The organism is Streptomyces sp. NPDC013317, from assembly GCF_055563155.1.
The window spans coordinates 528034-553624 of record NZ_JBVHDX010000001.1 but is presented as its reverse complement, the minus strand read 5'-3'; the positions used below and the strand labels follow the sequence as shown (position 1 = coordinate 553624).

Genomic DNA, 25591 nt, shown 5'->3' with positions numbered 1-25591 from the left:
CCGGCTGCTGCCTCACACCACTCGCATCGATTGTGCGTCGTATGCTGGACTCATGACCGAACCCACCCCGGGCCTCACCAGCGGGGCGGTGGCCCGCCGCCTCGGGGTCGCGCCCACCACACTGCGCTCCTGGGACCGGCGCTACGGCATCGGGCCTGCGTCCCGGGAGAGCGGGCGGCACCGCCGGTGGACCGCCGGCGACATCGCCGTCCTCCAGGAGATGTGCCGTCTGACGGCGTCGGGAGTCCCGCCCGCCGAGGCGGCACGCGCCGCCCGCGCCGCGGCGGCCTCCCCGGCTGCGGTCGAGGACGTACCGCCGGCGCGTCCGCTTCCGCAGAAGGGGCCGCCGCTCCCCGAGAAGCGGCCGGCGCTCCCGGACGAGGTGCGCCAGGAGCGCCGGGGACTGGGCCGGGCGGCCGTCCGCCTCGACTCCGCCGCCATGGACGAGCTGCTGGACTCCGTGCTCGCGAGGCGGGGTCTGGTCGCTGCCTGGGAGGACGTGATGGCGCCCGCGCTGCACGCCGTGGGCCGCCAGTGGGACACCTCGGAGGACCGGTACGTCGAGGTGGAGCACCTGCTGTCGTGGCACGTGTCGACCGCGCTGCGCCGGGTGGGTGCTCCCGGGCGTACGGCGCGGGCGGCGGACACTCCCCCGGTCCTGCTCGCCTGCGTGCCGAACGAACAGCACACCCTGCCGCTGGAGGCGCTCGCCGCGGGCCTGGCGGAACTCGCCCTGCCCACCCGCATGTTCGGTGCCGCCGTGCCGCCCGAGGCGCTCGACCAGGCGGTGCGCAGGACCGGCCCCGCCGCGGTCGTGCTGTGGGCCCAGGCACGGTCCACGGCGCACCATCCGCTGGCCCGCCACGTGGCCGACACCTCCTGGGGCGTCAAGGGCGCCCGGGCCCGGACGACCGTCCTTCTCGCGGGCCCCGGCTGGGCGGGGCAGACCCCCGGCCCCGGAATGCTGCGCCCCGGTGGGCTCCGGGAGGCCCTGGCCCTGCTGCGCGGGCTCTGCGAGGCGGCGCGGGGCGGCGAACCGGCCGCCGCTCCCGGCTCCCCCGCCTCTCCCGCCTCCTCCGCCGGTCGGTCCTGAGCCTCCGGCTCAGTCCTGGCCCCGGGCGCGCCGGAACCGGGCCAGCCCGTCGGGGAGTTCGACCACGGGGTCCGGATAGTCGTAACGGGCGCGTTCGAGTCCGGGCAGCTTCCACGGCTCGTGGACCGCGGGGCCTTCGAGCCCGGCGAGTTCCGGCACCCACCGTCGCACGTACGCGCCCTGGGGGTCGTACCGCTTGCCCTGGGTCACCGGGTTGAGCACGCGGTTGGGGCGGGTGTCGGTGCCCGTGCCCGCCATCCACTGCCAGTTGAGCTGGTTGTTGGCCACGTCGCCGTCGACCAGCAGGTCGAGGAAGTGGCGCGCTCCGGCGCGCCAGTCGATGTACAGCGTCTTGGTGAGGAAGGACGCGGCGAGCAGCCGCCCCCGGTTGTGCATCCAGCCCTCGTGGGCGAGCTGGCGCATCGCCGCGTCCACGACGGGGTACCCGGTGCGGCCCTCCTGCCAGGCCCGGAGGTCGGCATCCGCCTGCGTCCCGTGCCGCCACGCGTCGGACCGGGAGCGGTAGTCGTCCTCGGCGGCCTCGGGTCGCGCCGCCAGGACCTGGTGGTGGAAGTCGCGCCAGCAGAGCTGCCGTACGAACGCCTCCGCGCCCGGTCCTCCCCGGGTCCTGGCCCGGTGGACCGCCTCGGCCGCCGAGACCGCTCCGAAGTGGAGGTACGGGGACAGGCGGGACGTGGCGTCGCCGGCGAGGTCGTCGTGCCGCTCCTCGTACGCGTCGGCGCCCCGGCCGAGCCAGGCGGTGAGCCGTTTGCGGCCCTCCTTCTCGCCGCCGGTGGCCAGGCCTTCGGAGACGGAGGGCACGTCCGCGCGGGCGGGGAGGTCCTCGGAGCGGACGCCCCGCGGCACCCGGACCTTGTGCGGTGCCGCGAGCGGCTCCCGCAGCCGCTCGCGCGACCAGCGGTTGAAGTAGGGGGTGAAGACGGCGTAGTGGTCCGATCCGTCCGGGGTGACGGCCCCCGCGGGCAGCGCCGTGACGACGCCGTCGTGGACGTACAGGCGCCGTCCGTCCTCCTCCAGGGCGCGGCGGAGCCGGTCCTCGCGGCGCCGGGCGAAGGCACTGACACCGGCCGCCATGTGCACCTCGTCGGCGTCGGCCTCGCGCACGACGGCACGCACCTCGTCGACGGGGTCGCCGGAGCGCACCACGAGCCGCCCGCCGCGCTCACGCAGTCCGGCGTCGAGGTCGCCGAGGCAGTCCGCGAGGAAGGCGAGCCGGTTCGGGGCCGCGAAGCCCGCTCCGTCGACGGCCGGGTCCCGGACGAAGAGGGGCACGGTCTCGTTCCCCGGCCCCAGCGCCGCGCGCAGCGGCGGATGGTCGTGGACGCGGAGGTCCGAGGTGAACAGGACGACCGAGACGTTCATGGCACCGCTCCTGGCTTCGTCACCGGACGGCCGCCCGACGGGCGCCCGCGAGGGTCACTGCGCTGACCTTGCGGGTCCATTCGCCCGCCGGGGCCGCGCCGGATGCGGCGGCCCGTCCGCCGGTCACCGGTCACCGTCCGTCTCCGTCGTGGCGGGCGCGTGGCTGCCCGGAGGCGCGGGGGGAGGAGTGGCGGCCGGGGTCGGTGTGGTCTCGGTGGCCCGGGCCTTCTCGGCGATGTTGCGGGCCATGCCGCCGAAGACCACGGCGTGGAAGGGCGACACACTCCACCAGTAGAGGTGTCCGGCGAGGCCCCGCGGGTGGAAGAGGGCCCGCTGGCGGTAGCGGGTCGCCCCGTCCGGGTCCTGTTCGGCGTACATCTCCAGCCAGGCGAGTCCCGGGAGCCGCATCTCGGCGCGCAGCCGCAGCAGCCGGCCGCGCTCGATCTCCTCGACCCGCCAGAAGTCCAGCGAGTCGCCGACCCTGAGCCGCGTGGCATCGCGCCTGCCCCGGCGCAGCCCGACGCCGCCGGCGAGCCGGTCGACCCAGCCTCGTACGGCCCAGGCGAGAGGGAAGGAGTACCAGCCGTTCTCCCCTCCGATCCCCTCGACCACCCGCCACAGCGCCTGCGGTGACGCGTCGACCGTCAGCTCTCGGTCGTCGGTGTAGAGGCTGCCGCCCGCCCAGTCGGGGTCGGTCGGGAGCGGGTCGCTCGGGGCGCCCGGGAGGGCCGCGGAGGACCAGCGTGTGGTGACCTGGGCGTCGCGTACCCGCTGGAGCGCGAGGGAGAGCGCCCGGCCGAAGCTGAGGGGGGTGCCCGGCGGATCCGGCACCCAGTCCGCGATGTCGTGCTCGTCGCAGACCACTTCGTACTTCAGCGACTCCGCGAGGGGGCGGGCGATGGACCGGGGAACCGGTGTGACCAGGCCGATCCACAGGCTGGACAGACGCGGTGTCAGGACCGGTACGGGAAAGATGAGCCGTCGCGGCAGCCCGGCCACCGAGGCGTAGCTGCGCATCATCCCGAGGTACGTGAGGACGTCGGGCCCGCCGATGTCGAAGGCCCGGTTGACCTCCTGGGGCATCCGCGCGCTGCCGACGAGATAGCGCAGCACGTCCCGGACCCCGATCGGCTGGATCCGGGTGCGCACCCAGCTCGGGGTGACCATCACCGGGAGGCGCTCGGTGAGGTAGCGGAGCATCTCGAAGGACGCCGAGCCGGATCCGATGATGACCGCGGCGCGGAGGACGGTCGTCGGGACCCCCGATCCCAGGAGGATGCGTCCGACCTCGGCGCGCGAGCGCAGGTGCGGCGAGAGGTCGCGGTCGGGGACGCCGCGCGGAGCGAGCCCGCCGAGATAGACGATGCGCCGGACGCCGGCGGCGCGGGCCTCCTCGGCGAAGGTCGTGGCCGCTCTGCGGTCGGTGCTCTCGAAGTCGGACCCGCCGCCCAGGGCGTGCACCAGGTAGTAGGCGACCTCGACGTCCCGGAAGGCGGAGGCGAGGCTCTCGGCGTCGGTGACGTCGCCGCGTACGGTCTCCACCTCCTCGGCCCAGGGATGGTCCCGCAGTTTCGCGGGGGTACGGGCCAGGCAGCGCACCCGGTATCCGGCCGCCAGGAGTTCGGGGACGAGGCGGCCGCCGATGTAGCCGCTGGCGCCGGTCACGAGGCAGAGCGGCCCGGGGGTGGGCTCGGGGGCCCCATGTCCTGGTGCGTCCGTCATCGAGGTGCTCCGTTCCGCCGGTCGGGTGAGGTGGGGCGTGTGCCGCGCCGCCCCGACGGCCGGGTGTTGTTCGTCCGACTCTTCCCGGGGCACGGCCGCTGTGGATGCACGGACCGGTTTCTATAGGCTGATCGTGTGGCCAGCACCGAGGAATCCGAGACCGGGGACACCGCGTCCGAGCGCGCACCGGGCGATCTGCAGAGTTTCGCCGTCGAGCTGCGGCGGACGAACGGAGAGATCAACCGGCTAGTCCACGGTTTCGCACTCGCGCAGGGTCTGCATCCCACGGACGTGCAGGCGCTGTCGGTGGTCCTGGACAGCAGCGAGCCGCTGACGCCGGGCCGGCTGCGGGAGCGTCTGGGGCTGACCTCGGGGGCGGTCACCGCCTGTCTCGACCGGCTCGAGCGGGCCGGACACATCCGCCGTTCCCGCGAGAGCGCCGACCGCAGGGTCGTCCATGTGCACTACGTGGAGGGGGCGAAGGCCGCCGCGCGCAGCTACTTCATGCCGCTGGCGCAGGCCACGGAGCGGGCCCGGCTCCGGTTCGACGAGGACGAGCTGGCTGTGGCGCTGCGGTTCCTGAGCGCGCTCAACGACGAACTCGGCGCACTGCGCGTACCCCGTCGCTGAACTCGTCGGTGCATCCGGACGGGCTCGCGCGCCGGAAGGGGCTCCGGAGCGGGACTCCTCGAAGCCGAGGCTGCCCCGTGCCGTCGTGTCCGAGATCCACCGTGGTTCAATCTCTCTCAATCATTGAGATTCTTTTCCTTCGAGATACCTTCTGCCCGTGAGAGACCTCGTCCCTGGAGTCCGCATGTCCAGCCCCACACGATGGGCAGGCCGTCTGCTGCCCCTCGTCCTGCTCGTCGTCTGGCTCGCCGTCGGAGGCGGGCTCGGCCCGTACGCGGGCAAGCTCGGCGAGGTGGCCACCAACGACCAGGCCGCCTTCCTCCCCCGCAGCGCCGAGTCGACCCGGGTGATCGAGGCCCAGCGCGCCTTCCGGCAGGAGGAGACCCTCCCCGCGCTCGTCGTCTGGACGGCGCCCGGCGGTGGCGAGATCGGCGCGGAGCAGCGGTCCGCCGCCACCCGCGCGCTGGCCACCCTCGCCGGAGAGCCGGGAGTCGTCGGTACGCCCTCCCCCGCCCTGCCCTCCGAGGACGGGGAGGCGCTGCGCGGAGTCGTGCAGCTCCGCCCGGACCTGGGCGAGGAGCTGGCGCCCACGCTGCAGTCGGTCGACCGGGCGGCGTCCTCGGTGCCGGGGACCACCGTCTGGCTCGCGGGCCCCGCCGCCACCCAGGCCGACCTGTCGGACGCCTTCGCCGGCATCGACGGGCTGCTCCTCGCGGTCGCCCTGGTCACGGTGCTGCTCATCCTGCTGCTCGTGTACCGCAGCGTGCTGCTGCCTCTCGTCATCATCCTGGGCGCGGTGTTCTCGCTCGCCCTCGCCTGCGCCGTCGTGTACGTCCTCGCCGACCACGACGTCGTCCGCGTGGACGGCCAGGTGCAGGGCATCCTGTCGATCCTGGTCATCGGCGCCGCCACCGACTACGCGCTGCTCCTCGCCGCCCGGTACCGGGAGGAGCTCTCCCGCCGCGACGGCGACCGGTTCCCCGCCATGCGCGCCGCGCTGCGGCGGTCCGCCGGGCCGATCACGGCCAGCGCGGCCACCGTTGCCCTCGGCCTGCTCGCCCTGCTCTTCAGCGATCTGACGAACAACCGGGCGCTGGGCCCGGTGGGGGCCATCGGCATCGTCTGCGCCGTGCTGAGCGCCCTGACCTTCCTGCCCGCCGTCCTCGTCCTGCTCGGCCGCGCCGCGTACTGGCCCGCACGGCCGCGCCCGGCGGACCCCGTGAGCGGTGACGCCGAGAGGGGCGGCCACGGCATCTGGCGCCGGGTGGCCGCGCTCGTGGACCGCGCGCCGCGCAAGGTCTGGGCGGCGACGCTGGCCGGGCTCCTCGCCTGCGCCGCCTTCGCACCCACCCTGAACTCCCAGGGGGTTCCGCTCGACGAGATCTTCGTGAACGACGCCCCCTCCGTCGCCGCTCAGGAGACCCTCGGCCGCCACTTCCCCGGCGGCGCGGGCAATCCGGCGATCGTGATCGCCGACGCCGACGCGCTGGACGGCGTCACCTCGGCCGCCGAGGGCGTCGACGGCGTGGACTCGGTCACCGCGGTCACCGCCTCCGGCCGGCCCGGGGCCGGTGCCCCGCTCGTCGTCGACGGCCGGGTCCGGGTCGACGTCACCCTGGCCGACGCCGCGGACGGCGAAGCCGCCAAGGAGGCCGTCGCCCGGCTCCGTACGGCCGTGCACGCGGTGCCGGGGGCGGACGCCCTCGTCGGCGGGTACACCGCTCAGCGGTACGACACCCAGCAGACCGCCGAGCGGGACCGGATGCTCATCGTGCCGGTGGTGCTCGCGATCATCCTGGTCATCCTCGTCGGCCTGCTCCGCTCCCTGCTGATGCCGCTGCTCCTCGTCGCCACGGTGGCGCTGAACTTCGTCGCCACGCTCGGCGTCTCGGCGCTGGTGTTCCAGCACGTGTTCGGCTTCACCGGCACCGACTCCTCGGTCCCGCTCTACGGGTTCGTGTTCCTGGTCGCCCTCGGCGTGGACTACAACATCTTCCTGATGTCCCGGGTCCGGGAGGAGTCGTTGCGGCACGGGGTCCGTGAGGGCGTTCTGCGCGGGCTGACCGCGACCGGTGGTGTCATCACCTCGGCCGGTGTCGTCCTGGCCGCCACCTTCGCGGCGCTGGGCGTCATTCCGCTGGCGTTCCTGGTGCAGATCGCCTTCATCGTCGCCTTCGGCGTCCTCCTGGACACCCTCGTCGTCCGCTCCCTGCTGGTGCCGGCCCTCGTACGGGACCTTGGCCCCGTCGCCTGGTGGCCCGGCGAGCTCAGCCGCCGCAAGGACCCGGCCACCACCGGGTGAGGCCGTGGCCGCCACCCGGCCCGGGAGGGGCGGGTGGCGGCCACGTAGGGCGGGAGTACGGCGCGAGTACCGCGCGAGCGGGGCTCGGACTACTTCGGCATCAGCACCGTGTCGACGATGTAGACCGTGGCGTTGGCGGTGGGCACGTTGCCGCACACGACCTTCGAGGAGTCGTTGACGGTGTAGCTCTCCCCCGAGCCCGAGGTGGTGAGCGTGCTCTTCTGAAGGGTCTCGAACGTGCCGTTCTCCATCTGCTGCGGCGTCAGCTTCTGGCCGACGACGTGGTACGTGAGGATGTTGGTCAGCTGCTCCTTGTCGGCGAGGACCTTGTCCAGGTCGGCCTTCGGGATCTTGGCGAAGGCGTCGTTCGTCGGTGCGAAGACCGTGATGTTCTCCGCGTTGTTCAGGGTGTCCACGAGGCCGGCCTGCTTGACGGCGGCGACCAGCGTGGACAGCTCCGGGTTGTTCGAGGCGGCCGTGGCGACCGGGTCCTCGGCCATCCCGTCGAAGGACCCGGCGCCTTCCTTCGGCACCGAGGCACAGGCGGGGCCGAAGGGCTCGTCGGCCGTCGTGCCGCCCGAGGCCGGCTGCGAGGTGGCGGCGTCCGGCGCCGCCGCGGCCTCGCTCTCCGACCCGCCGCCCGCGCAGGCGGAGAGGCCCAGCGGCAGCAGCACGGCGGCGGTGACGGCAACGGCGGCGCGGCGGTAGCTCTGGCTGTTCATGATCACTCCTGAGTCGGGGGGCCCACCGATCGGTGACCCACGCCGCTTATTCGTCACGCGAGCGCCTCCGGATGGCTCTCTCACCCGAAAGAGTCATGAGGAACGGTTGTCGCCCTCGGCGGCACGGGCCCGCGCCCGGACACGTCCGGAACGCGACCCGTCCGGCGGGCCGACGGCTCCGAATACCCCTCGACCCCGAGTGCTTCTGGAGGCCTTCCCGGTGAGAGAGAACGTGCAGATCGGCCGGGCCGCCCCGTCCCCGGCTCCGGACCTGCCCGAGGTGATGGCGCGCGTGGCCACGGGGGACCAGCAGGCGTTCGCCACGGTCTTCGAGGCGGTCTCCGGGCCGGTCCTCGGCCTGGTCCGCACGGTGCTGCGGGACCCCGCGCAGTCGGAGGAGGTCGCGCAGGAGGTGCTCGTCGAGGTCTGGCGGACGGCGGCCCGCTACCAGCCCTCGCGGGGTTCGGTGATGACCTGGGTCCTGACGCTCGCGCACCGCAGGGCGGTCGACCGGGTGCGCTCCGAACAGGCGGCGAGCGACCGGGAGGCACGGGTCGCCCTCCTGGAACACACACCGGCGTACGACGAGGTGGTGGAACAGGTCGAGCTCCGGCTGGAACGGGAACAGCTCCGGCGCTGTCTGCGGGGTCTGACCGAGCTGCAGCGCGAGTCGGTGACGCTGGCCTACTACCGCGGCCTCACGTACCGGGAGGTCGCCGAACTGCTGACTCTGCCGCTGGGAACCGTCAAGACGCGGCTGCGGGACGGTCTCATCCGGCTCCGGGACTGCCTGGGAGTGAGCGCGTGAACGCGATGGATCCGCACACCTTGACCGGCGCGTACGCGCTCGACGCGCTGGATTCCGGGGAGCGCGAGGCGGTGGAGCGGCATCTGACGGGGTGTCCGTCGTGTGCCGATGAGGTGCGGGAGTTCTCCGAGACGGTGACCAGGCTCGGTCTCGCCGTCGCCGTGGCGCCCACCGCGTCGCTGCGGACGGGGGTGATGGGCCGGATCGCGACCGTACGCCAGGATCCGCCGGCGACGTCGGCGGGGCGCTCCCTGCCGGGGCGTCGCGGGCTGCGCAGGCTGTCCCACTGGGCCCTCGCGGCCTGTCTGGCGGGGGCCGTCGGGCTGGGTGGCGTCGCGGTCTGGCAGTACGGGCAGGCGGAGGAGGCGCGGCAGGAGGCCCGCCAGGCGCGCGGGGCGAACGACGCGGTCGCCGCGGTCCTGGCCGCTTCGGACGCCCGGATCTCCACCACCCGCGTCGAGGGGGGCGCCGTGGGGACGGTCGTCGTCTCCCGCTCGCTCGACCGGGCGGTGTTCGCGGCGGCCGGCATGGCGGCGCCGCCGAGCGGAAAGGTCTACCAGCTCTGGTACGACGACGCCGGCACCATGCGCCCGGCCGGGCTGATGGACCCGCGCGCCACCACCGAGGCGACCCTGCTGGAGGGCCCCGTGAGCGGGGCGTCGGGCATGGGCATCACCGTGGAACCGGCGGGCGGGTCGGACCACCCGACCTCGGACCCGGTGGTCGTCCTCGCCTTCCCCCGGGGCTGACACGTCGGGCGGCGCCCCCCGGTGGGAGGGGGCGCCGGGCCTTCCCACGGGCCGGCGCCGCTCCCCCGGGCCGGCGCCGCTCCCCCGGGCCGGCGCCGCTCCCTCGGGCCGGCGCCGCTTCCCCGGGCCGGCGTCTCCATCCCTCGGGGGCGTCGGCCGAGGGGCCGGTAGCCGTCACTTGGTCTCGTCGGCGGGGCCGACGTGTTCGCCGGGGGTGGCGAGTTCCTCCACCGCGCCCGCGCCGACGACCGCGCCCGTGGACCTCTTCGCGCGGCGCAGCCGGCGCTCCAGCCAGCCGGCGAAAGTGGTGAGCGCGAAGTTGAGGATCACGAAGATGACGGCGACGACGGTGAAGCTGGCGATCGTGTTGGCGCCGTAGTTGGCGCTCATCGGACGGACGGAGGCGAGCAGCTCGGAGAAGCCGAGCATGGCTCCGCCGAGCGCCGTGTCCTTGACGATGACGACGAGCTGGCTGACGAGCGCCGGGAGCATCGCGGTGACCGACTGGGGCAGCAGGACGTACGCCATGGTCTGGCCCTTGCGCATGCCGATCGCCTTCGCGGCGTCCGACTGGCCGCCGGGCAGGGAGAGGATGCCTGCCCGGACCACCTCGGCGAGGACCGAGGCGTTGTAGAGGACGAGTCCGGTGACGACCGCGTAGAGGGGGCGGCTCTCCGGACTGATGTCGGTGAACTCGGAGTAGGCCGCGTTGGCGAAGAGCATCAGGATGAGCACCGGAATGGCGCGGAAGAACTCCACGACCGTGCCGGCCGCGCCCCGTACCCACCGGTGGTCGGAGAGCCGGGCGATGCCGAAGAGGGCGCCGAGGGGCAGGGCGATGAGCATGGAGAGCGCCGCGGCGATGACGGTGTTCTTCAGGGCCGGGAGGAGGAACGTCGTCCAGACCCGGGAGTCCGTGACGAAGGGCTCCCACTTGTCCGCCGCGAGCTGGTTCTTGTCCGCGAGGCTGACGAGGACCCACCAGATCACGGCGGCGAGGGCGATCAGGAACAGCAGCGTGTAGAGGACGTTGCGGCGCTTCGCGCGCGGTCCCGGGACGTCGTAGAGGACGGTGGGCCGTTCCTTCATCGCTTCACCGCAACCTTCTTGCTCAGCCAGCCGAAGAAGAGCCCGGTGGGCAGCGTCAGGCAGATGAAGCCGAAGGCGAAGATCGCCGAGATGAGGAGCAGCTGAGCCTCGTTCTCGATCATCTCCCGCATCAGCAGGGCGGCCTCGGCGACGCCGATCGTGGCGGCCACCGTGGTGTTCTTGGTGAGGGCGATCAGGACGTTGGCGAGCGGCCCCACCACGGAGCGGAAGGCCTGCGGAAGCACGATGAGGCGCAGGACCTGGGGGAAGCTGAGCCCGATGGCGCGGGCGGCCTCGACCTGACCGAGTGGGACGGTGTTGATGCCCGAGCGCACCGCCTCGCAGACGAACGCCGCGGTGTAGGCGATCAGACCGAGGACGGCGAGCCGGAAGTTGATGGTGGTGAAGTCCTTGGCGCCCATGTTGACGCCGAGGGTCTGGAAGAGCCCGAGCGAGGTGAAGACGATGATGACGGTGAGGGGGATGTTACGGACGATGTTCACGTAGGCGGTGCCGAAGCCCCGCATCAGGGGGACGGGGCTGACGCGCATGGCGGCCAGCAGCGTCCCCCAGATCAGGGAGCCGATCGCGGAGTAGACGGTGAGCTGCACCGTCACCCAGAAAGCTCCCAGCAGGTCGTAGCCTTCGAGGAAATCGAACACGGAGGCCCACTCACTTGACGACGACGCCGATCTCCGGCGCGGGTTCGTTCTGGTATTCGGCAGGACCGAAGTTGTCCTTCACCGCCTTGTCCCAGGAGCCGTCCGCGACCATCTGCTCGAGCGCGTCGTTGATCTGCTCCTTGAGCTCGCTTCCCTTCTGCACGCCGATGCCGTAGTTCTCGTTGCTCATCTTGAAGCCGCCGAGCTTGAACTTGCCCTCGAACTCGGGCTGCGAGGCGTAGCCGGCGAGGATCGAGTCGTCGGTGGTCACCGCGTCGATCACGCCGTTCTCCAGACCGGTCAGGCACTCCGAGTACCCGCCGTACTCCTGGAGCTGGGCCTGCGGGGCCAGCTTCTCCTTGACGTTCTGCGCGGACGTCGAGCCGGTGACCGAGCAGAGCCGCTTGTTGTTGAGGTCGGACGGCTGCTTGATGGAGTTGTCGTCCGCGCGGATGAGCACGTCCTGGTGGGCCAGGAGATACGGACCCGCGAAGTCGACCTTCTGCGCCCGCTCGTCGTTGATGGAGTACGAGGCGGCGATGAAGTCGACGTCGCCGCGCTCCAGCATCGTCTCCCGGTCCGCGCTCTTGGCCTCCTTCCACTCGATGTCGCCGGGATCGCGGCCGAGCTGCTTGGCCACGTAGGTGGCCACGTCGACGTCGAAGCCGGTGTACGTGCCGTCCGGCGTCTTCAGTCCGACGCCGGGCTGGTCGTACTTGATGCCGACGGTGATCTTCTCTTCGTCGCCGCTCGACCCGTTCCCGCTGTCGTCGCTGCACGCGGCCAGGGAGAAGGAGAGGGTGAGAGCGGCGGCGGCCGCCACGACGGCTTTGGTGCGCTTGCGCGGATTCATGTGATCACCCCTGGGGCTGCTGGGCACGGCGACCGCGGTCAGTGGTGAAGGATCTTCGAGAGGAAGTCCTTGGCGCGGTCGCTGCTCGGATTGCTGAAGAACTGGTCGGGCGTGGTCTCCTCCACGATCCTGCCGTCCGCCATGAACACCACACGGTTGGCCGCGGAGCGTGCGAAGCCCATCTCGTGCGTGACGACGACCATGGTCATTCCGTCACGGGCGAGCTGCTGCATGACCTCCAGTACCTCGTTGATCATCTCGGGGTCGAGCGCGGAGGTCGGCTCGTCGAAGAGCATCACCTTCGGCTCCATCGCCAGCGCGCGCGCGATGGCGACACGCTGCTGCTGGCCGCCCGAGAGCTGCGCGGGGTACTTGTCCGCCTGGGACGCGACCCCGACACGGTCGAGCAGCTCACGGGCCCGCTTCTCCGCGGCCTTCTTGTCCTTCTTACGGACCTTGATCTGGCCGAGGGTGACGTTCTCGAGCACGGTCTTGTGCGCGAAGAGGTTGAACGACTGGAACACCATGCCGACGTCGGCACGGAGCGCGGCGAGCTCACGGCCCTCGGCGGGCAGCGGCTTGCCGTCGATGACGATCTCGCCGGAGTCGATGGTCTCCAGACGGTTGATGGCACGGCAGAGGGTCGACTTCCCGCCGCCGGAGGGTCCGATGACCACGACGACCTCGCCTCGGCCGACGGTCAGGTCGATGGCCTGAAGCACATGGAGGGCGCCGAAGTGTTTGTCGACGTCCTTCAGCACGACGAGCGCGTCGGGCATGGCAGCCTCCTGGTTCGCCGCCCCCACCCTCCTCACGTTCATGCTCCGCCCTCGGCCGGTGGACCGCACGCCGGGCGTCCGCCACACGGCGGAGTCCACGCGCCGAACCAACGCGATGAAAACGATTGTCGTATCGATCGGAGGCCCCGGCGGCGGGCGATGGTCCGTCGGCGGGCGGGGGCGGCGGGCGGCGGAATCGGTCACTCCCCGGGCGCGGGCTCCTCCGCGAGGACGCGCTGGGCCACGGCGAAGGCCGCGTTGGCCGCCGGAACACCGCAGTAGACCGCCGTCTGGAGCAGGACGGCCCCGATCTCCTCCGGCGTGAGGCCGTTGCGCCGGGCCGCACGCACGTGCATCGCCAGCTCGTCGAGGTGACCGCGGGCCACCAGGGCCGTCAGGGTCACGAGGCTCCGCTCGCGCCGCGAGAGCGTGGGGTCGGTCCAGATCTCGCCCCAGGCGTAGCGCGTGATGAAGTCCTGGAAGGGCGCCGTGAACGCGGTCCGGCCCGCCTGCGCTCGGTCCACGTGCGCGTCGCCGAGCACCTGGCGGCGGACCTCCATGCCCCGTTTGGCGCCGCCGTCCGTGAAGTGACCGCGCAGTGCGGCGAGGACGGCCTCGGGCCGTTCCGCCGGGGCCAGATGCGAGGCGCCCGGGATCTCGGTGAGCGTCGCGCCGGGGACCGCGTCCGCGATCTCCCGCAGATGCGCCGGCGGGGTCGCCGGGTCCTCGCGCCCGGCGACGAGGAGCGTGGGGGCGGTGATCGAGGCGAGCCGGTCCCGCAGGTCGAAGGCGGCGAGGGCCTCGCAGCAGGCGGCGTAGGCCTCGGGGTCGGCGCGGCGGTGGTCGTCGACGAGACGCGGAACGGTGAAGCCCGGGGTGAACCAGCGCGCGGGTGCCGTCTCGGCGAGTGCGGCCAGACCCTCGCGACGGACGGTCGCCGCGCGGTCGGCCCAGGGCGCGGCGGGCCCGAAGTGCGCGGAGGAGCAGACCACCGCGAGCCGCTCCACCCGCCGGGGGTGGTGTGCGGCGAGGTGCAGGCCCACCGCGCCGCCGAGGGAGACTCCGGCGTACGAGAAGCGGTCGGCGCCGAGCGCGTCGGCGAGGTCGCCCACGAGGCGGGCCAGGTCGGCGACGGTCGCTCCGGGGCCGATGAGGGAGGCGGGTGAGCCGCCGTGGCCGGGCAGGTCCCAGCGGACGATCCGATGGGTGGCCGACAGCTCGGGTGCGACCGCGTCCCAGAGGGCGGTGGACGTGCCGAGGGAGGGGCCGAGGATCAGCACGGGCGCGCCGGGCGGCCCCTCGACGCGGTGGTGCAGTCCCGCGTGCGGCGGCGGGGTGGCGGTGACGGTCACGGTCGCTCCAGGGCGCGGTCGGTCAGGGCTCGGGCGGATCCGGTGTAACGGGTGGGGTCGGCGAGCTCGTCGAGGTCGAGGCCGAGGTCGCGGAGCTCGGGTACTCCGGCGAGCAGTTCGGCGAGCGGGAGCCCCTCGGCGCGGGAGCGCCGGGCGAGTTCGGTCAGGAGTTCCTTCGCACGGGGGCGTCCGAGCACGGGGGCGAGAGCCGCGGAGAGGCGCTCGGAGACGATCAGCCCGCCGGTGAGGTCGAGGTGGTGACGCATGACGTCGGGGTGGACCTGTAGCCCCGAGGCCAGTTCCGCGGCGTCGCGGGCCGCCCCGCCCGCGAGGCGGAGCAGTTCGCGCAGCGGTTCCCACTCGGTGTGCCAGGCGCCCGCTGGCCGCTCGTCCTCGGCGGCCAGCGAGCTGTACAGCGCGGCGGCCAGGTGCGGGGCCCGCCGCGCGGCCGCGGCGAGGAGCGTCGCCCGAACGGGGTTCGTCTTGTGCGGCATGCTGGAGGAGCCCCCGCCCGCCCCCTCCGCCACCTCCGCGATCTCGGTACGGGAGAGGGTGAGGACGTCGGCGGCGCACTTCCCGAGGGCTCCGGCGGTGAAGGCGAGGGCTCCCGCGAGGTCGGCCACCGGGGTGCGCAGGGTGTGCCAGGGCAGCGCGGGCTCGGCGAGGCCGGTCTCCCGCGCGTAGGCGGCCACGAGCCGGTCGGCACCCTCCGGCACCCCTTCGCCGTAGGCGTCGAAGGCTGCCAACGTTCCTGCCGCGCCGCCGAGTTGGACCGGCAGTGCGTCCCGTACCGTACGGATGCGGTCGCGCGCGTCGAGTACGAGCGCCCGCCAGCCGGCGGCCTTGAGGCCGAAGGTGGTGGGCACGGCGTGCTGGGTGAGGGTACGGCCGGGCATGGCCGTGTCCCGGTGCGCGGCGGCGAGTGTGCGCAGCGCCCGCTCCGTACCGTGGAGTCCGTCCAGGACCAGGTCCAGCGTGCGGCGCGCGACCAGCATCGTCGCGGTGTCCATGATGTCCTGGCTCGTCGCCCCCCGGTGGACGTACGGACGCCACTCCTGGGGCACCGCGTTCGTGAGGTCCGCGACGAGGGGGATGACGGGGTTGCCGCCGGACCGGGCGCGCAGGGCGATGTCCCGTGCGTCGAAGCGGGTGGTGTCCGCCGCGACCGCCGTCACCGCCTCGGCGGCTCCGTGGGGCACCTGCCCGGCGGCGGCCTGGGCGCGGGTGAGGGCCGCCTCGGCGTCGAGGAGCGCCCGCAGGAACGCGGTGTCGCCGGTCGCCGCCTCGGCCGGTGAGCCCGCGCGCCCCGGCGCGAGGAGGCCCACGTCGATCAGGTCGGCCGTCATGCGAACTCCAGGAAGACCGTCTCACCCTCGCCCTGGAGGCGGATGTCGAAGCGGTACGCACGGGGCGCGGTCACCGTCTCGCCGTCGGGCCTGGCTACCAGTGTGGCGCGGCGCTCGGGCGGGAGGGCGTCCAGCAGCGTGTCGGGGCCGTCCCCGAGGTATGCCCGGGTGAAGAGGTGGTGCAGCAGGCCGCGGGCGAAGACGCAGACGCTGATGTACGGCAGGCCCGTGTTGCCGGGCGGCAGCGTGGCCAGTGCGTAGTGGCCGTCGGCGTCCGTGGCCGCCCGTCCGAACCCGGTGAAGTCGGTTCCGCCGCGCCCGAGATGGCCGCCGGTGACGGGGTCCCGGCGCATCGAGCCGGGCGCACCGGTGAGGGATCCGTCGGGCGCGGCCTGCCAGAAGTCGAGGAGCGCGTCGGGGACGGGTGCGCCCTCGCCGTCGTAGACGTGTCCGTGCAGGACGATCCGGTCGGGATGGCCGTCGGGCGCTATGCGCTCCCCGTCGGGGAAGGGCAGGGCGTACCCGTAGAACGGGCCGACGGTGTGGGAGGGAGTGGGGAGAAGAGTCATCGCGGGTCAGCGCCCTTCTTCGATCCAGGTGGCGGAGGGACCGTCGAGGACGATGTCCCAGGCGTAGCCGAGGGAGAACTCCGGCCGCGACAGCGCGTGGTCGTATCGGGCGACGAGCCGTTCGCGGGCCGCGGGGTCGGTGACCGAGCGCAGGATCGGGTCGTGGGCGAAGAGCGGGTCGCCGGGGAAGTACATCTGCGTCACGAGGCGCTGGGTGAAGGCCGTGCCGAAGACGGAGAAGTGGATGTGGGCGGGGCGCCAGGCGTTGGTGTGGTTCCGCCACGGGTAGGCGCCGGGCTTGACGGTGGTGAACGTGTAACGACCCTCCCCGTCTGTGAGGGTGCGGCCGACGCCGGTGAAGTTCGGGTCGAGCGGCGCCGGGTGCTGGTCGCGCAGATGGGCGTACCGGCCGGAGGCGTTGGCCTGCCACACCTCGATGAGCTGTCCGCGTACGGGGCGGCCCGCCCGGTCGAGGAGGCGCCCGGAGACGGTGATCCGCTCGCCGAGGGGCTCGCCCGCGTGCCGGCGGGTGAGGTCGTTGTCGGTCTCGGTGACGTCGGTGGGGCCGAAGACGGGGCCGGAGAGCTCGACGGTCTCGGGGTCGCCGCCGTCGACGGCGACGAGCGGCAGCCGGGGGTGGCGGAGCAGGGAGCTGCGGTACGGGGCGTAGGCGCGGGGCGGGTGGACGCGGGGCGCGGCGCCGGCTGCCCGTTCCCTGTCGTAGGCGTTCTGGAGCTCGTCGATCTCGGTGTCGATGTCCGACTGGGTGAGTGCCATGGAGGTTCCCGGAGGTGTCAGCGGGCGGAGGTGCCGGCGGCGGAGGCGGGAATGCCGGGGGCGGGGGCGGCGGGGATGGCGAGGTGGACCGTGGCGGCCGTCCTGGCGAGGAGGTCGGCGAGGTCGACGCCGGGCGCGGTCTCGGTGAGGACGAGGCCGTCGTCGGTGACGTCGAGGACGCCGAGGTCGGTGACGATCCGGTCGACGCAGCCCCGGCCGGTCAGCGGGAGGGTGCACTCCTCCACGATCTTCGGCGTCCCGTCCTTGGCGGTGTGGGTCATCACGACGATGACCGTCCTGGCCCCGTGGACGAGGTCCATCGCGCCGCCGATGCCGGTGACGAGCCTGCCCGGCACGGCCCAGTTGGCGAGGTCGCCGCGGGCGGAGACCTGCATGGCTCCGAGCACGGCGACGTCGATGTGCCCGCCGCGGATCATCCCGAAGGACAGGGCGGAGTCGAAGTAGGAGGCACCGGGCAGGACGGTGACGGTCTCCTTGCCCGCGTTGATCAGATCAGGGTCGACCTCGTCCTCGGTGGGGTACGGCCCTGTGCCGAGAATTCCGTTCTCCGACTCCAGGATCACCTCGACCCCCTCGGGGAGATGGTTGGGGATCAGGGTCGGCAGTCCGATGCCGAGGTTGACGTACTGGCCGTCCCTCAGCTCGCGCGCGGCGCGGGCGGCCATCTGCTCGCGGGTCCAGCTCATCGCGTGGTCCTCCTCTCTACGCGCTTCGCCCCGGCCTGTTCGGGCGTCAGGGCGACGACGCGCTGGACGAAGACGCCGGGGAGGTGCACGGCGTCGGGATCGAGCTCGCCCGGCTCGACCAGCTCCTCCACCTCGGCGATCGTGATCTTTCCGGCCATCGCGGCGAGGGGGTTGAAGTTCCGCGCCGACTTGCGGAAGACGAGGTTGCCGTGGCGGTCCCCGCGCGCGGCGCGGACGAGCGCGAAGTCGGTGCGGATGGCGCGCTCCAGGACGTGTGCGACGCCCTCGAACTCCCGTACCTCCTTGGGCGGCGAGGCGAGGGCGACGCCGCCCTCGCCGTCGTAGCGCCAGGGCAGGCCGCCGTCGGCGATCTGGGTACCCACGCCCGCGGGGGTGTAGAAAGCGGGGATGCCGCAGCCGCCGGCCCGGAGCCGCTCGGCCAGCGTGCCCTGCGGGATCAGCTCCACCTCCAGCTCGCCGGCGAGGTACTGGCGTGCGAACTCCTTGTTGGCGCCGATGTACGAGCCCGTGACCCGGGCGATGCGGCCCGCTGCGAGGAGGACGGCCAGGCCGGTGTCCATCGCCCCGCAGTTGTTGGAGACGACGCGCAGCCCGGTGGAGCCGCGTCGGTGGAGGGCGTCGACGAGCACGACGGGCACGCCGCTGAGGCCGAAGCCGCCGACCGCGAGCGAGACCCCGTCGCCCACGTCGGCCACCGCGTCGGCTGCGGTGGGGACGACCTTGTCCATACGGGGAGCCTCCGAAGTCGAGTCGAGGGATCGAGAAGCAGTCATCGAAATTAGTCAGTGCACTGAGCATCTGAGCGATGCCGCCATGCTGGCATCGTCACTCGTGGGCGTCAATAGCCACCAGCGACAGGGGCGTATCGTTCAGTACACCGACGAACTCAACCGGAGGCAGACGATGGCCGCGGTCGATCTGACCACCCATCCCGGGCACCTGGCCCGACGGCTCCAGCAGGCGCACCACCTGCTGTGGACGACGATGGTCTCGGAGGAGATCACCTCCCCGCAGTTCGGCGTCCTCAACGCGCTGACCGCCGAGCCGGGGCTCGATCAGCGCACGGTGGGCGAGCGCGTGGGCCTGGACCGCTCCACGATCGCCGAGGTCGTCGGCCGGCTCACGCGCCGCGGCCTGCTCGACAAGGTGCGCGACGCCGAGGACGGCCGCCGCTTCCTGCTGCGCCTGACCGAGGACGGCCGCCGGACGCACCGCCGGCTGACGGTCCGCACGGCGCGGATGAACCAGGTCTTCCTGGCCCCTCTCTCGACGGAGGAGCAGGCCCAGTTCATGAGCCTGCTGCTGCGGGTGTCGGACGCGGCGGAACGCCTGCGGGACCCGTCGGAGTCAGCCGACTCCTGACGGCATCCGGGGACGGTGGCGGCAGGGCGCCGCAAGCGACCGGCCTGTCAGGCTTCGGGTACGGGGACCCGGCCTGTCAGGCTTCGGGTACGGGGGTGAAGCGGCCCGCCGTGCGGAGGTCCTCCTCGATCCGGGCCGCCGTGGCGCGCAGTTCGGGGAGGACCTCGCCGACGCATTCCTCCACCGTGCGGCGGCTGCTGTGCATGGCCACGTTCACGGCGGCCACCACCGCGCCCGCGCGGTCGCGCACCGGCACGGCGATCGAGCGCAGCCCCTGCTCCAGCTCCTCGTCGACGAGGGCGTACCCCTGCTCCCGGACCCGGTCCAGGACGGCGGCGAGCTCTCCGGCCGAGGTGAGCGTGTACGGGGTGAGGGCCTGCGGCTCGGTCTCCGACAGCCACGCGGCGCGGGCGTCGGACGGCAGATCGGCGAGCATCACCCGGCCCAGCGAGGTGGCGTGGGCGGGGAAGCGGGTACCGACGGTGATGTGGACGCTCATGATCCGGCGCGTGGCCACCCGGGCGGTGTACCGGACGTCATGGCCGGCGAGCACCGCGAGGGACGCCGAGTCGTGGACGCGCCGCGAGAGTTCGGCGAGGTGCGGTGCGGCGATCTGCGGGAGCGGCAGCCGGGAGAGGTACGGGTAGCCGAGCGCCAGGACTCTCGGGGCGAGCCGGAAGAGGCGGCCCTCGGCTTCCACGTATCCCAGATGCTCCAGGGTGATCAGGGCGCGGCGGGCGGTGGCGCGGGCGAGCCCGGTGGCCTCGGCGACGGCGCTCAGGGAGAGCCCGGCCCGGCCCTCGCCGAACGCGGTGAGGACGGTGAGCCCGCGGGCGAGGGACTCGATGAAGCCCCGGCCGAGCTCCTGCTTCGAGGCATGGGTCCAGTCGGCGAGGCCGGGCGCAGGGTCTGCCGGTTCCCGCGGACGGGAACGCGGACCGCCGACCGCCTCCTGCCCCTCCCCCTGCCTCTGTCCCTTCAGCAGGGCCTCCCACTCCGCGACCGCGGTCCGCAGGCGGGGCAGCATCGCCTCGCGCAACGAATCGGCCGTGTGACGGCTGGTGTGGCTGACCACGCTCGCCACACAGGCGACGGCGCCGTCGGTGTCCCGTACGGGCAGCGCGAGCGCCACCAGGCCCGGTTCGATGAGCTGGTCGTCCAGGGCCCAGCCGCGCTCACCGGCCCGCGCCGCCCGCGCGGCGAACTCCCTCTCGTCCGGCCCGTCGCCGGGCGGGACGGCGGGGAAACCGGCAGCCCGGGGGTCCGCCGCCCTGCGCGCCCGCCACCGCGCCCACTCCTCCAGCGTCCAGTCGGCGGCCAGCAGCATCCCCGGGGCGGTCCGTTCGGCCGGGAGCAGGTCGCCGATGCGGAAGCTGAGTGACATCGCGCGCCGACGGGTGGCCTGGTGGACGAAGCGGACGCCGTCGCCGTCCGCGACGGCGAGGGACACCGACTCGTCCAGTGCGTCGGCGAGCGCGTCGGCGGGGCCGCCGAGCAGCCCGGGGAGCCCGAGTGCGGCCAGGTACGCGTTGCCCAGATCCATCAGCCGGGGCGCGAGGAAGACATCACGGCCGTCGAGGCGCACGTATCCCATGCGGGCGAGCGTGCCGGTCACCCGGTCGACGGTGGAACGGGCCAGGCCGGTGATGCGCTCCAGCTCACTGAGGCTGAGCACCCCGTCGGCGTCGGTGAGCCGGCGCAGCACCATGAGCCCGCGCATCAGCGGCGCGACGGCCTCGGGCGGCACGGTTCCGGTCGATGGCATGGACTCTCCCTGAACGATCTGGGGGACACCGTAGAGGACGGACGCCGCGGCGGACCGCGGCGTCCACGCGGGGCGTTGACAGCGGGGCACGGCGGGCGCAGACTCGGCCCACTCTTCGGTGAAGTTTATTTCACTATACGAACATGGAGGCTCGATGCACACCACCGTCGGCATCATCGGCGGCGGCCCTTCCGGGCTGCTCCTCGCCCGTCTGCTGCGGGGCGCCGGCATCGACACCGTGGTCCTGGAGTCCCGCGACCGGTCGTACGTGGAGCAGCGGCAGCGCGCCGGGATTCTCGAGCAGGCGACCGTCGACGCCCTGCGGGCCGCGGGGGCGGGTGCGCGGCTGGACAAGGAGGGGATGGCCCACGACGGCATCGAGCTCCGCTTCGACGGCCGCGCCCACCGGGTCGACTTCCCCGCGCTCACCGGCGGCCGCCGGGTCTGGGTCTACGCGCAGACCGAGGTGGTGAAGGACCTGATCGCCCTTCAACTCGCCGACGGCGGGCCGCTGCTGTTCGGTGCCGAGGTGCGGTCCGTGGAGGGCGTCGAGACGGACCGCCCGGCGATCCACTACACCCATGAGGGCCGCGAACGGATCCTGACCTGCGACTACGTGGTCGGCTGCGACGGCTTCCACGGGGTCGCGCGCACGGCGGTGCCGGAGGGTGAGCGGACGACGTACGAGCGGACGTACCCGTACTCCTGGCTCGGCATCCTCGCCGAAGCCCCGCCCGTGTACGAGGAGTTGATCTACGCCCACTCCGAACGGGGTTTCGCGCTCGCCAGCATGCGCTCCCCCGCCGTGAGCCGGCTCTACCTCCAGGTGCCGAACGGGACCGACCCGGCCGACTGGCCGGACGACCGGATCTGGGACGAGCTCGACGCCCGCTTCGCGCTCGGCGAGGCTCCCGAGTGGCGTCTCGGGCGTGGCCCGATCACCCAGAAGTCGGTGCTTCCGATGCGGAGTTCGGTGACCGAACCGATGCGGTACGGCCGGCTGTTCCTCGCCGGGGACGCGGCCCACATCGTTCCGCCGACCGGTGCGAAGGGGCTCAACCTCGCCGCCGCCGACGTGATCGTCCTGGCGCGGGCGTTCGCCCACCGGGCGGCGACGGGCTCGACGCGGCTGCTCGACGGCTACTCCGACGCGTGCCTGCGCCGGGTGTGGCGCGCCGAGCACTTCTCGTACGCCATGACGACGACCCTGCACACCGATCCGGCCCAGTCCGGTTTCGACACCCGACTCCAGCTCTCTCAGCTGGACCGGATCGCGAGTTCGCCGCACGCCGCGGCGGAACTCGCCCAGAACTACGTGGGGTTGCCGATCGAGGAGGGCGTGGACGTCGTGGCAGGCGCGGGAGCGGAGGAGGCCGTGGTCCGCAGCGCCGAGGCGTAGATCTCGTCGGGGTCGAGCCTGCGCATCTCCTCGGCGATCAGCTCGGCCGTCGTACGGACCTTGAGGGCGAGGACCCGGTTGGGCTGGCCGGGGATGGAGAGCCGGGCGACCGGGCCTTCGGGCCGGTCGATGCGGATCTCGCCGTCGGGCGTGCCGAGACGCACGGCGGTGACGACCGGCCCGTCCGTGACGACCCGTTCGACCGGGACCCGCAGCCGGTCCTCGAACCAGCGGGCCAGCAGCTCGGCACTCGGGTTGTCGGCCTCGCTCTCCACGGCCGCCGAGACCACCGTCGCGGCGGCCTGGTCGAGGGCGGCGGCCAGCATCGAGCGCCAGGGGGTGAGCCGGGTCCAGGCGAGGTCGGTGTCGCCCGGGGCGTAGGAGGCGGCTCGGACGGCCAGTGCGCCGAGTGGGTCCTCGACGGCGTACGCGTCGGTGATGCGGCGCTGCGCGAGCGAGCCGAGCGGGTCCTTGGCGGGCACGTCGGGGGCGTCGACCGGCCACCAGACGACGACGGGGGCGTCGGGGAGCAGGAGCGGGAGGACCACGGAGTCGGCACGGGCGCCGAGTTCGCCGTGCAGCCGGAGCAGGACGGTCTCCCCCGAGCCGGCGTCGCTGCCGACGCGCACCTCCGCGTCCAGCCGGTCCTCGTACCGCCGCCGGGGTGAACGGCCGTGTCGCTTGATGACGACGAGCGTGCGCGAGGGGTGCTCGCGCGAGGCTTCGTTGGCGGCCTTCAGCGAGTCGTAGGCGTTCTCCTCGTCGGTGACGATCACGAGGGTGAGCACCATGCCGACGGCGGGTGTGCCGACGGCCCTGCGGCCCTCGACGATCGCCTTGTTGATCTTGCTGGAAGTGGTGTCCGTGAGGTCGATCTTCATGGCCCGCGCCCGTTCCCTCCGTCGCCCAGCGCTCGCTGCGGACTGTCCCCCCGAGCCTACGCGGACGGCGAGGCTCCCGCCCCGTCCACGGGTACCGCGGGCAGGGCGGTCAGCGGGGCGAGGGCGCCGAGAAGAAGGTTCCCACCGTGGCGGTGAACGCCTCGGGGTCGTCGATCCACGGGTAGTGACCCGCCCCCGACTGCACGGCGAACGCGGCGCCGGGGAAGAGCGCGGCGAGTTCGGAGACCGGACCGGGCGGGCTGTTCAGGTCGAACTCCCCGGCGAGCACGAGGACCGGGGCCTGGAGGGCGGCGAGCGCGGCGCGGGCGGACTCCGGGTCGAAGGCGCCCTCGGCTGCGAAGCCCGCGACCGCCTCCGCGTTGCCCGGCCGTGCGCCCGCGTGGTGGCGGCGCGCAGCCTCGTCCCAACGGCCCCAGAAGAAGGGGGCGATGGCGTCCCAGTCCGCGCCCCTGCCCTCGGTGAGGGCCTCCAGGGCGGCGAACGCGCCGGGGAACCACGGCTCGCCCCTCCGGAGCAGCGCCGCCGTGCGCCGCGCCTCACCGCGGACTTCGATGCCGACGGCCGCCGTCCCGGGGGCGATCAGGGCGAGGCCGCGCACCCGGTGCGGATACCGGGCGGCGTATGTGACGGCGGTGTTGGCGCCCCCGGAGTGGCCGAGCAGGTCGACGCGGTCCAGGCCGAGGTGGACGCGCAGCGCCTCGACGTCCTCGGCGACGCGGTCGCAGCGGTAGGAGGCGGGATGGTCGGGGACGGCGGAGTCCCCCGTCCCGCGCGGGTCGGGAAGGACGAGGCGGCGGTACGCGGAGAGGCCGCCGAGGTCTCCGAGGTAGCGGGAGTCCGTGGGGCCTCCGGGAAGGCAGATGACGGGGTCGCCGGCCGGTTCCGCCGGGCCCTCCGTGCGGTGGGCGAGGCGGGTTCCGTCCGATGCGGCGAAGTAGGCGGGCATAAAGAGGACCCTGCCATCCACAACCGAGTAGTACAACCTGGTTATGACCCTGTATAACCGAGTCATGGACAGCGAGGAGATCACCGAGGAGCAGGCGGCGCGCATGCTCGCCGCCATGAACGAGGTCATCCGGGCGGGCGAGGACATGCGGCGGCTGCGGGGCGAGATGATCAAGGTGTTCGTCGGCTACGGCTGGACACAGGAACGCATCGCACGGCTCACGGAGATGAGCCAGCCGGCCGTGTCCAAGCAGGTCAGGGCCAGGTCGCCGGAGGCGCCGATGGCGCTCTCCCTCCGGCAGGGCGACACCCCGTGGCTCGAAGGGCGGCTGTGGGGCCTCGCGGAGGCGATCTCCGAGTCCTGCGGCGAGACCGCCCACTGCACGCCGTACGTCCACGCGTTCGCGCGCGGCCGGAAGCGCTTCACCGCCCGGACCGTCGACGAGCTGCGCCGTCTGGTCGAGGAGGACCTCAGGGCGCACCGGGACCGGCTCCCCGCCACCCGTCGGACCGCGTACCAGGCGGCGTACGACGAGATCAGCCGCGCTCTCGACGTCCCCGCGAAGACCGCCGCGTCCGCTCCCGCCCCCTCCTCGGCCACCCCCTCGATGCGCCGCACCCTCGCCCACCAGCTGCAGCGCGACCGGCTCCGGACCGACGGCTGACCCTGGCGCCCGGAGCCGCCGGCGGGAGATCATCTCCGGATGACCACGGAAACGATCACCGCAGCCGCCTCGGGCACCTGGACACTCGGCGACCTCACGGTCAACCGGATCGGCTTCGGCTCGATGCGCCTGCCGCAGACCGGAGAGGCGCTCGTCGAGAACGCCGTCCCCCGCGACCGGGCCCAGGCCGTCGCCGTACTGCGCCGGGCCGTCGAGCTCGGCGTGAACCACATCGACACCGCCGCGTTCTACTTCTCACCCCTGCGCTCCGCCAACGAGCTGATCAACCGGGCCCTCGCGCCCTACGGTGACGACCTGGTCGTCACCACCAAGGTCGGACCCTGCCGGGACGCGGCGGGGCGGTGGGCCGCGCACGCCACGACCGCGCGGGAGCTGCGCGCGCAGGTCGAGGAGAACCTGCGCCAGCTCGGCCGCGACCACCTCGACGTGGTGAACCTGCGGATCCTCGGCACCGACTCGATCGCCGAGCGCTTCGGGGCGCTGGCCGACCTGCGCCGGGCCGGACTCATCCGCCACCTGGGCCTCTCCAACGTCCACCCCCACCACGTGGCCGAGGCCCAGGAGATCGCCCCGGTGGTCTGCGTGCAGAACCGGTACGGGATAGGGGTGCGTCCGGACCACGACGCGTTCGTCCGCGAGTGCGGCGAACAGGGCATCGCGTACGTCCCCTTCTACTCCATCGCCGGAGCGGCGGGCCAGGCGGGCGCCGCCCATGCCGCGGTGGAAGCCGAGGTGCTGGCCGTCGCCCGGGCGCACGGAGCGAGTCCGGCGCAGGTGCGCATCGCGTGGACGCTGCACCGGGGTCCGCACATGCTCGCCATTCCCGGGACGGGTGACCTGGGGCACCTGGAGGCCAACATCGCGGCAGGGGCGCTGCGCCTCACCGAGGACGAACGGGAGACTCTGGACGCCCTGCACCGTCGCGGCGAGGCGTAGTACCGGGGTGGCGCGGCGGTGCGTCCGCAGAC

At 73.3% G+C, this 25591-nt stretch carries 25 protein-coding genes; 9 read left to right on the top strand and 16 right to left on the bottom strand.

The features are described 5' to 3' along the window. The first annotated feature begins 52 nt into the window (after window positions 1–52). Window positions 53–1093, top strand: coding sequence for a MerR family transcriptional regulator (locus tag ACZ3IJ_RS02370; RefSeq protein WP_467465770.1), 1041 nt, complete (start codon window positions 53–55; stop codon window positions 1091–1093). A 9-nt stretch (window positions 1094–1102) separates the two neighbouring features. Here ACZ3IJ_RS02370 and ACZ3IJ_RS02365 read toward each other — a convergent pair whose 3' ends face one another. Then, the gene (locus tag ACZ3IJ_RS02365) at window positions 1103–2476 is read right to left on the bottom strand and encodes a cryptochrome/photolyase family protein (protein ID WP_467465768.1); all 1374 of its coding nucleotides are present in this window, start codon (window positions 2474–2476) and stop codon (window positions 1103–1105) included. Between the two features lie 123 nt (window positions 2477–2599). Further along, window positions 2600–4198, bottom strand: coding sequence for an SDR family oxidoreductase (locus ACZ3IJ_RS02360; RefSeq protein WP_467465767.1), 1599 nt, complete (start codon window positions 4196–4198; stop codon window positions 2600–2602). Between the two features lie 135 nt (window positions 4199–4333). Here ACZ3IJ_RS02360 and ACZ3IJ_RS02355 point away from each other — a divergent pair, with 135 nt between their 5' ends. Together ACZ3IJ_RS02355 and ACZ3IJ_RS02350 are read left to right on the top strand one after the other, a co-directional pair. Then, window positions 4334–4828, top strand: coding sequence for a MarR family winged helix-turn-helix transcriptional regulator (locus ACZ3IJ_RS02355; RefSeq protein ID WP_467465765.1), 495 nt, complete (start codon window positions 4334–4336; stop codon window positions 4826–4828). 184 nt (window positions 4829–5012) lie between these two features. After that, on the top strand, window positions 5013–7130 hold the full coding sequence (locus tag ACZ3IJ_RS02350; protein WP_467465764.1) for an MMPL family transporter: 2118 nt from the start codon (window positions 5013–5015) through the stop codon (window positions 7128–7130). An 89-nt stretch (window positions 7131–7219) separates the two neighbouring features. Here the strand turns inward: ACZ3IJ_RS02350 and ACZ3IJ_RS02345 are convergent, their stop codons facing one another. After that, complete coding sequence (locus ACZ3IJ_RS02345) at window positions 7220–7852, bottom strand: fasciclin domain-containing protein (protein ID WP_467465763.1); 633 nt, start codon at window positions 7850–7852, stop codon at window positions 7220–7222. A 220-nt stretch (window positions 7853–8072) separates the two neighbouring features. Here ACZ3IJ_RS02345 and ACZ3IJ_RS02340 point away from each other — a divergent pair, with 220 nt between their 5' ends. Then, complete coding sequence (locus ACZ3IJ_RS02340) at window positions 8073–8660, top strand: sigma-70 family RNA polymerase sigma factor (protein WP_467465762.1); 588 nt, start codon at window positions 8073–8075, stop codon at window positions 8658–8660. Continuing rightward, window positions 8657–9409 (top strand): anti-sigma factor, encoded by a 753-nt coding sequence (locus ACZ3IJ_RS02335; protein ID WP_467465761.1) that lies wholly within the window; start codon window positions 8657–8659, stop codon window positions 9407–9409. The genes ACZ3IJ_RS02340 and ACZ3IJ_RS02335 overlap by 4 nt, the downstream gene beginning before the upstream one ends. Window positions 9410–9583: 174 nt before the next feature. On the opposite strand, the gene ACZ3IJ_RS02330 is transcribed toward ACZ3IJ_RS02335, so the two are convergent. The 10 genes from ACZ3IJ_RS02330 to ACZ3IJ_RS02285 all read right to left on the bottom strand — a co-directional run bounded on the left by ACZ3IJ_RS02330 (window position 9584) and on the right by ACZ3IJ_RS02285 (window position 18292). Then, on the bottom strand, window positions 9584–10498 hold the full coding sequence (locus ACZ3IJ_RS02330) for an amino acid ABC transporter permease (protein ID WP_467465760.1): 915 nt from the start codon (window positions 10496–10498) through the stop codon (window positions 9584–9586). Next, complete coding sequence (locus ACZ3IJ_RS02325; protein ID WP_467465759.1) at window positions 10495–11160, bottom strand: amino acid ABC transporter permease; 666 nt, start codon at window positions 11158–11160, stop codon at window positions 10495–10497. The genes ACZ3IJ_RS02330 and ACZ3IJ_RS02325 overlap by 4 nt, the downstream gene beginning before the upstream one ends. A 10-nt stretch (window positions 11161–11170) precedes the next feature. Next, on the bottom strand, window positions 11171–12013 hold the full coding sequence (locus tag ACZ3IJ_RS02320) for a glutamate ABC transporter substrate-binding protein (RefSeq protein ID WP_467465758.1): 843 nt from the start codon (window positions 12011–12013) through the stop codon (window positions 11171–11173). 38 nt (window positions 12014–12051) lie between these two features. Beyond that, window positions 12052–12792: an amino acid ABC transporter ATP-binding protein gene (locus tag ACZ3IJ_RS02315; protein WP_467465757.1), complete on the bottom strand. Its 741-nt coding sequence runs from the start codon at window positions 12790–12792 to the stop codon at window positions 12052–12054. Window positions 12793–12992: 200 nt separating this feature from the next. Then, window positions 12993–14144 (bottom strand): bifunctional 3-oxoadipate enol-lactonase/4-carboxymuconolactone decarboxylase PcaDC, encoded by a 1152-nt coding sequence (gene pcaDC, locus ACZ3IJ_RS02310; protein ID WP_467465756.1) that lies wholly within the window; start codon window positions 14142–14144, stop codon window positions 12993–12995. Continuing rightward, window positions 14141–15490, bottom strand: a complete 1350-nt coding sequence (pcaB, locus tag ACZ3IJ_RS02305; RefSeq protein ID WP_467465755.1) for a 3-carboxy-cis,cis-muconate cycloisomerase — start codon at window positions 15488–15490, stop codon at window positions 14141–14143. Before pcaB ends, pcaDC begins: the two co-directional genes overlap by 4 nt. Then, complete coding sequence (pcaG, locus tag ACZ3IJ_RS02300; RefSeq protein WP_467465754.1) at window positions 15487–16059, bottom strand: protocatechuate 3,4-dioxygenase subunit alpha; 573 nt, start codon at window positions 16057–16059, stop codon at window positions 15487–15489. The genes pcaB and pcaG overlap by 4 nt, the downstream gene beginning before the upstream one ends. 6 nt (window positions 16060–16065) lie before the next feature. Next, window positions 16066–16836: a protocatechuate 3,4-dioxygenase subunit beta gene (gene pcaH, locus ACZ3IJ_RS02295; RefSeq protein WP_467465753.1), complete on the bottom strand. Its 771-nt coding sequence runs from the start codon at window positions 16834–16836 to the stop codon at window positions 16066–16068. Window positions 16837–16853: 17 nt separating this feature from the next. Continuing rightward, window positions 16854–17543: a CoA transferase subunit B gene (locus tag ACZ3IJ_RS02290; protein ID WP_467465752.1), complete on the bottom strand. Its 690-nt coding sequence runs from the start codon at window positions 17541–17543 to the stop codon at window positions 16854–16856. Continuing rightward, window positions 17540–18292, bottom strand: a complete 753-nt coding sequence (locus ACZ3IJ_RS02285; RefSeq protein WP_467465751.1) for a CoA transferase subunit A — start codon at window positions 18290–18292, stop codon at window positions 17540–17542. Before ACZ3IJ_RS02285 ends, ACZ3IJ_RS02290 begins: the two co-directional genes overlap by 4 nt. 175 nt (window positions 18293–18467) lie before the next feature. Here ACZ3IJ_RS02285 and ACZ3IJ_RS02280 point away from each other — a divergent pair, with 175 nt between their 5' ends. Further along, window positions 18468–18926: a MarR family winged helix-turn-helix transcriptional regulator gene (locus ACZ3IJ_RS02280; protein WP_467465750.1), complete on the top strand. Its 459-nt coding sequence runs from the start codon at window positions 18468–18470 to the stop codon at window positions 18924–18926. Window positions 18927–19002: 76 nt separating this feature from the next. On the opposite strand, the gene ACZ3IJ_RS02275 is transcribed toward ACZ3IJ_RS02280, so the two are convergent. Next, complete coding sequence (locus tag ACZ3IJ_RS02275; RefSeq protein ID WP_467465748.1) at window positions 19003–20691, bottom strand: IclR family transcriptional regulator domain-containing protein; 1689 nt, start codon at window positions 20689–20691, stop codon at window positions 19003–19005. Window positions 20692–20845: 154 nt separating this feature from the next. Between ACZ3IJ_RS02275 and ACZ3IJ_RS02270 the strand changes: the two genes are divergently transcribed. Then, entirely contained in the window at window positions 20846–22090 is a 1245-nt protein-coding gene (locus ACZ3IJ_RS02270) for a 4-hydroxybenzoate 3-monooxygenase (protein ID WP_467465747.1), read from the top strand. Here ACZ3IJ_RS02270 and opcA read toward each other — a convergent pair. Then, window positions 22003–22971, bottom strand: coding sequence for a glucose-6-phosphate dehydrogenase assembly protein OpcA (gene opcA, locus ACZ3IJ_RS02265; protein ID WP_467465746.1), 969 nt, complete (start codon window positions 22969–22971; stop codon window positions 22003–22005). The two genes, ACZ3IJ_RS02270 and opcA, sit on opposite strands and share 88 nt — an antisense overlap. A 109-nt stretch (window positions 22972–23080) precedes the next feature. Then, window positions 23081–23938 carry an alpha/beta fold hydrolase gene (locus ACZ3IJ_RS02260; RefSeq protein ID WP_467465745.1) on the bottom strand — a complete coding sequence of 286 codons (858 nt, stop codon included), beginning with the start codon at window positions 23936–23938 and terminating at the stop codon, window positions 23081–23083. A 64-nt stretch (window positions 23939–24002) separates the two neighbouring features. Here ACZ3IJ_RS02260 and ACZ3IJ_RS02255 point away from each other — a divergent pair, with 64 nt between their 5' ends. After that, entirely contained in the window at window positions 24003–24602 is a 600-nt protein-coding gene (locus ACZ3IJ_RS02255) for a sigma-70 family RNA polymerase sigma factor (RefSeq protein ID WP_467465744.1), read from the top strand. Window positions 24603–24641: 39 nt separating this feature from the next. Further along, entirely contained in the window at window positions 24642–25559 is a 918-nt protein-coding gene (locus ACZ3IJ_RS02250) for an oxidoreductase (RefSeq protein ID WP_467465743.1), read from the top strand. Window positions 25560–25591: the final 32 nt, after the last annotated feature.

Coding starts and splice junctions, on each gene's coding strand:
- ACZ3IJ_RS02255 (WP_467465744.1), top strand. CDS start 24,003: ATGGACAGCGAGGAGATCACCGAGGAGCAGGCGGCGCGCATGCTCGCC.
- pcaB (WP_467465755.1), bottom strand. CDS start 15,490: ATGACGGCCGACCTGATCGACGTGGGCCTCCTCGCGCCGGGGCGCGCG.
- ACZ3IJ_RS02370 (WP_467465770.1), top strand. CDS start 53: ATGACCGAACCCACCCCGGGCCTCACCAGCGGGGCGGTGGCCCGCCGC.
- ACZ3IJ_RS02345 (WP_467465763.1), bottom strand. CDS start 7,852: ATGAACAGCCAGAGCTACCGCCGCGCCGCCGTTGCCGTCACCGCCGCC.
- ACZ3IJ_RS02260 (WP_467465745.1), bottom strand. CDS start 23,938: ATGCCCGCCTACTTCGCCGCATCGGACGGAACCCGCCTCGCCCACCGC.
- ACZ3IJ_RS02285 (WP_467465751.1), bottom strand. CDS start 18,292: ATGGACAAGGTCGTCCCCACCGCAGCCGACGCGGTGGCCGACGTGGGC.
- ACZ3IJ_RS02365 (WP_467465768.1), bottom strand. CDS start 2,476: ATGAACGTCTCGGTCGTCCTGTTCACCTCGGACCTCCGCGTCCACGAC.
- ACZ3IJ_RS02320 (WP_467465758.1), bottom strand. CDS start 12,013: ATGAATCCGCGCAAGCGCACCAAAGCCGTCGTGGCGGCCGCCGCCGCT.
- ACZ3IJ_RS02330 (WP_467465760.1), bottom strand. CDS start 10,498: ATGAAGGAACGGCCCACCGTCCTCTACGACGTCCCGGGACCGCGCGCG.
- ACZ3IJ_RS02280 (WP_467465750.1), top strand. CDS start 18,468: ATGGCCGCGGTCGATCTGACCACCCATCCCGGGCACCTGGCCCGACGG.
- ACZ3IJ_RS02250 (WP_467465743.1), top strand. CDS start 24,642: ATGACCACGGAAACGATCACCGCAGCCGCCTCGGGCACCTGGACACTC.
- ACZ3IJ_RS02350 (WP_467465764.1), top strand. CDS start 5,013: ATGTCCAGCCCCACACGATGGGCAGGCCGTCTGCTGCCCCTCGTCCTG.
- pcaG (WP_467465754.1), bottom strand. CDS start 16,059: ATGACTCTTCTCCCCACTCCCTCCCACACCGTCGGCCCGTTCTACGGG.
- ACZ3IJ_RS02275 (WP_467465748.1), bottom strand. CDS start 20,691: ATGCCATCGACCGGAACCGTGCCGCCCGAGGCCGTCGCGCCGCTGATG.
- ACZ3IJ_RS02360 (WP_467465767.1), bottom strand. CDS start 4,198: ATGACGGACGCACCAGGACATGGGGCCCCCGAGCCCACCCCCGGGCCG.
- pcaH (WP_467465753.1), bottom strand. CDS start 16,836: ATGGCACTCACCCAGTCGGACATCGACACCGAGATCGACGAGCTCCAG.
- ACZ3IJ_RS02315 (WP_467465757.1), bottom strand. CDS start 12,792: ATGCCCGACGCGCTCGTCGTGCTGAAGGACGTCGACAAACACTTCGGC.
- ACZ3IJ_RS02290 (WP_467465752.1), bottom strand. CDS start 17,543: ATGAGCTGGACCCGCGAGCAGATGGCCGCCCGCGCCGCGCGCGAGCTG.
- opcA (WP_467465746.1), bottom strand. CDS start 22,971: ATGAAGATCGACCTCACGGACACCACTTCCAGCAAGATCAACAAGGCG.
- ACZ3IJ_RS02270 (WP_467465747.1), top strand. CDS start 20,846: ATGCACACCACCGTCGGCATCATCGGCGGCGGCCCTTCCGGGCTGCTC.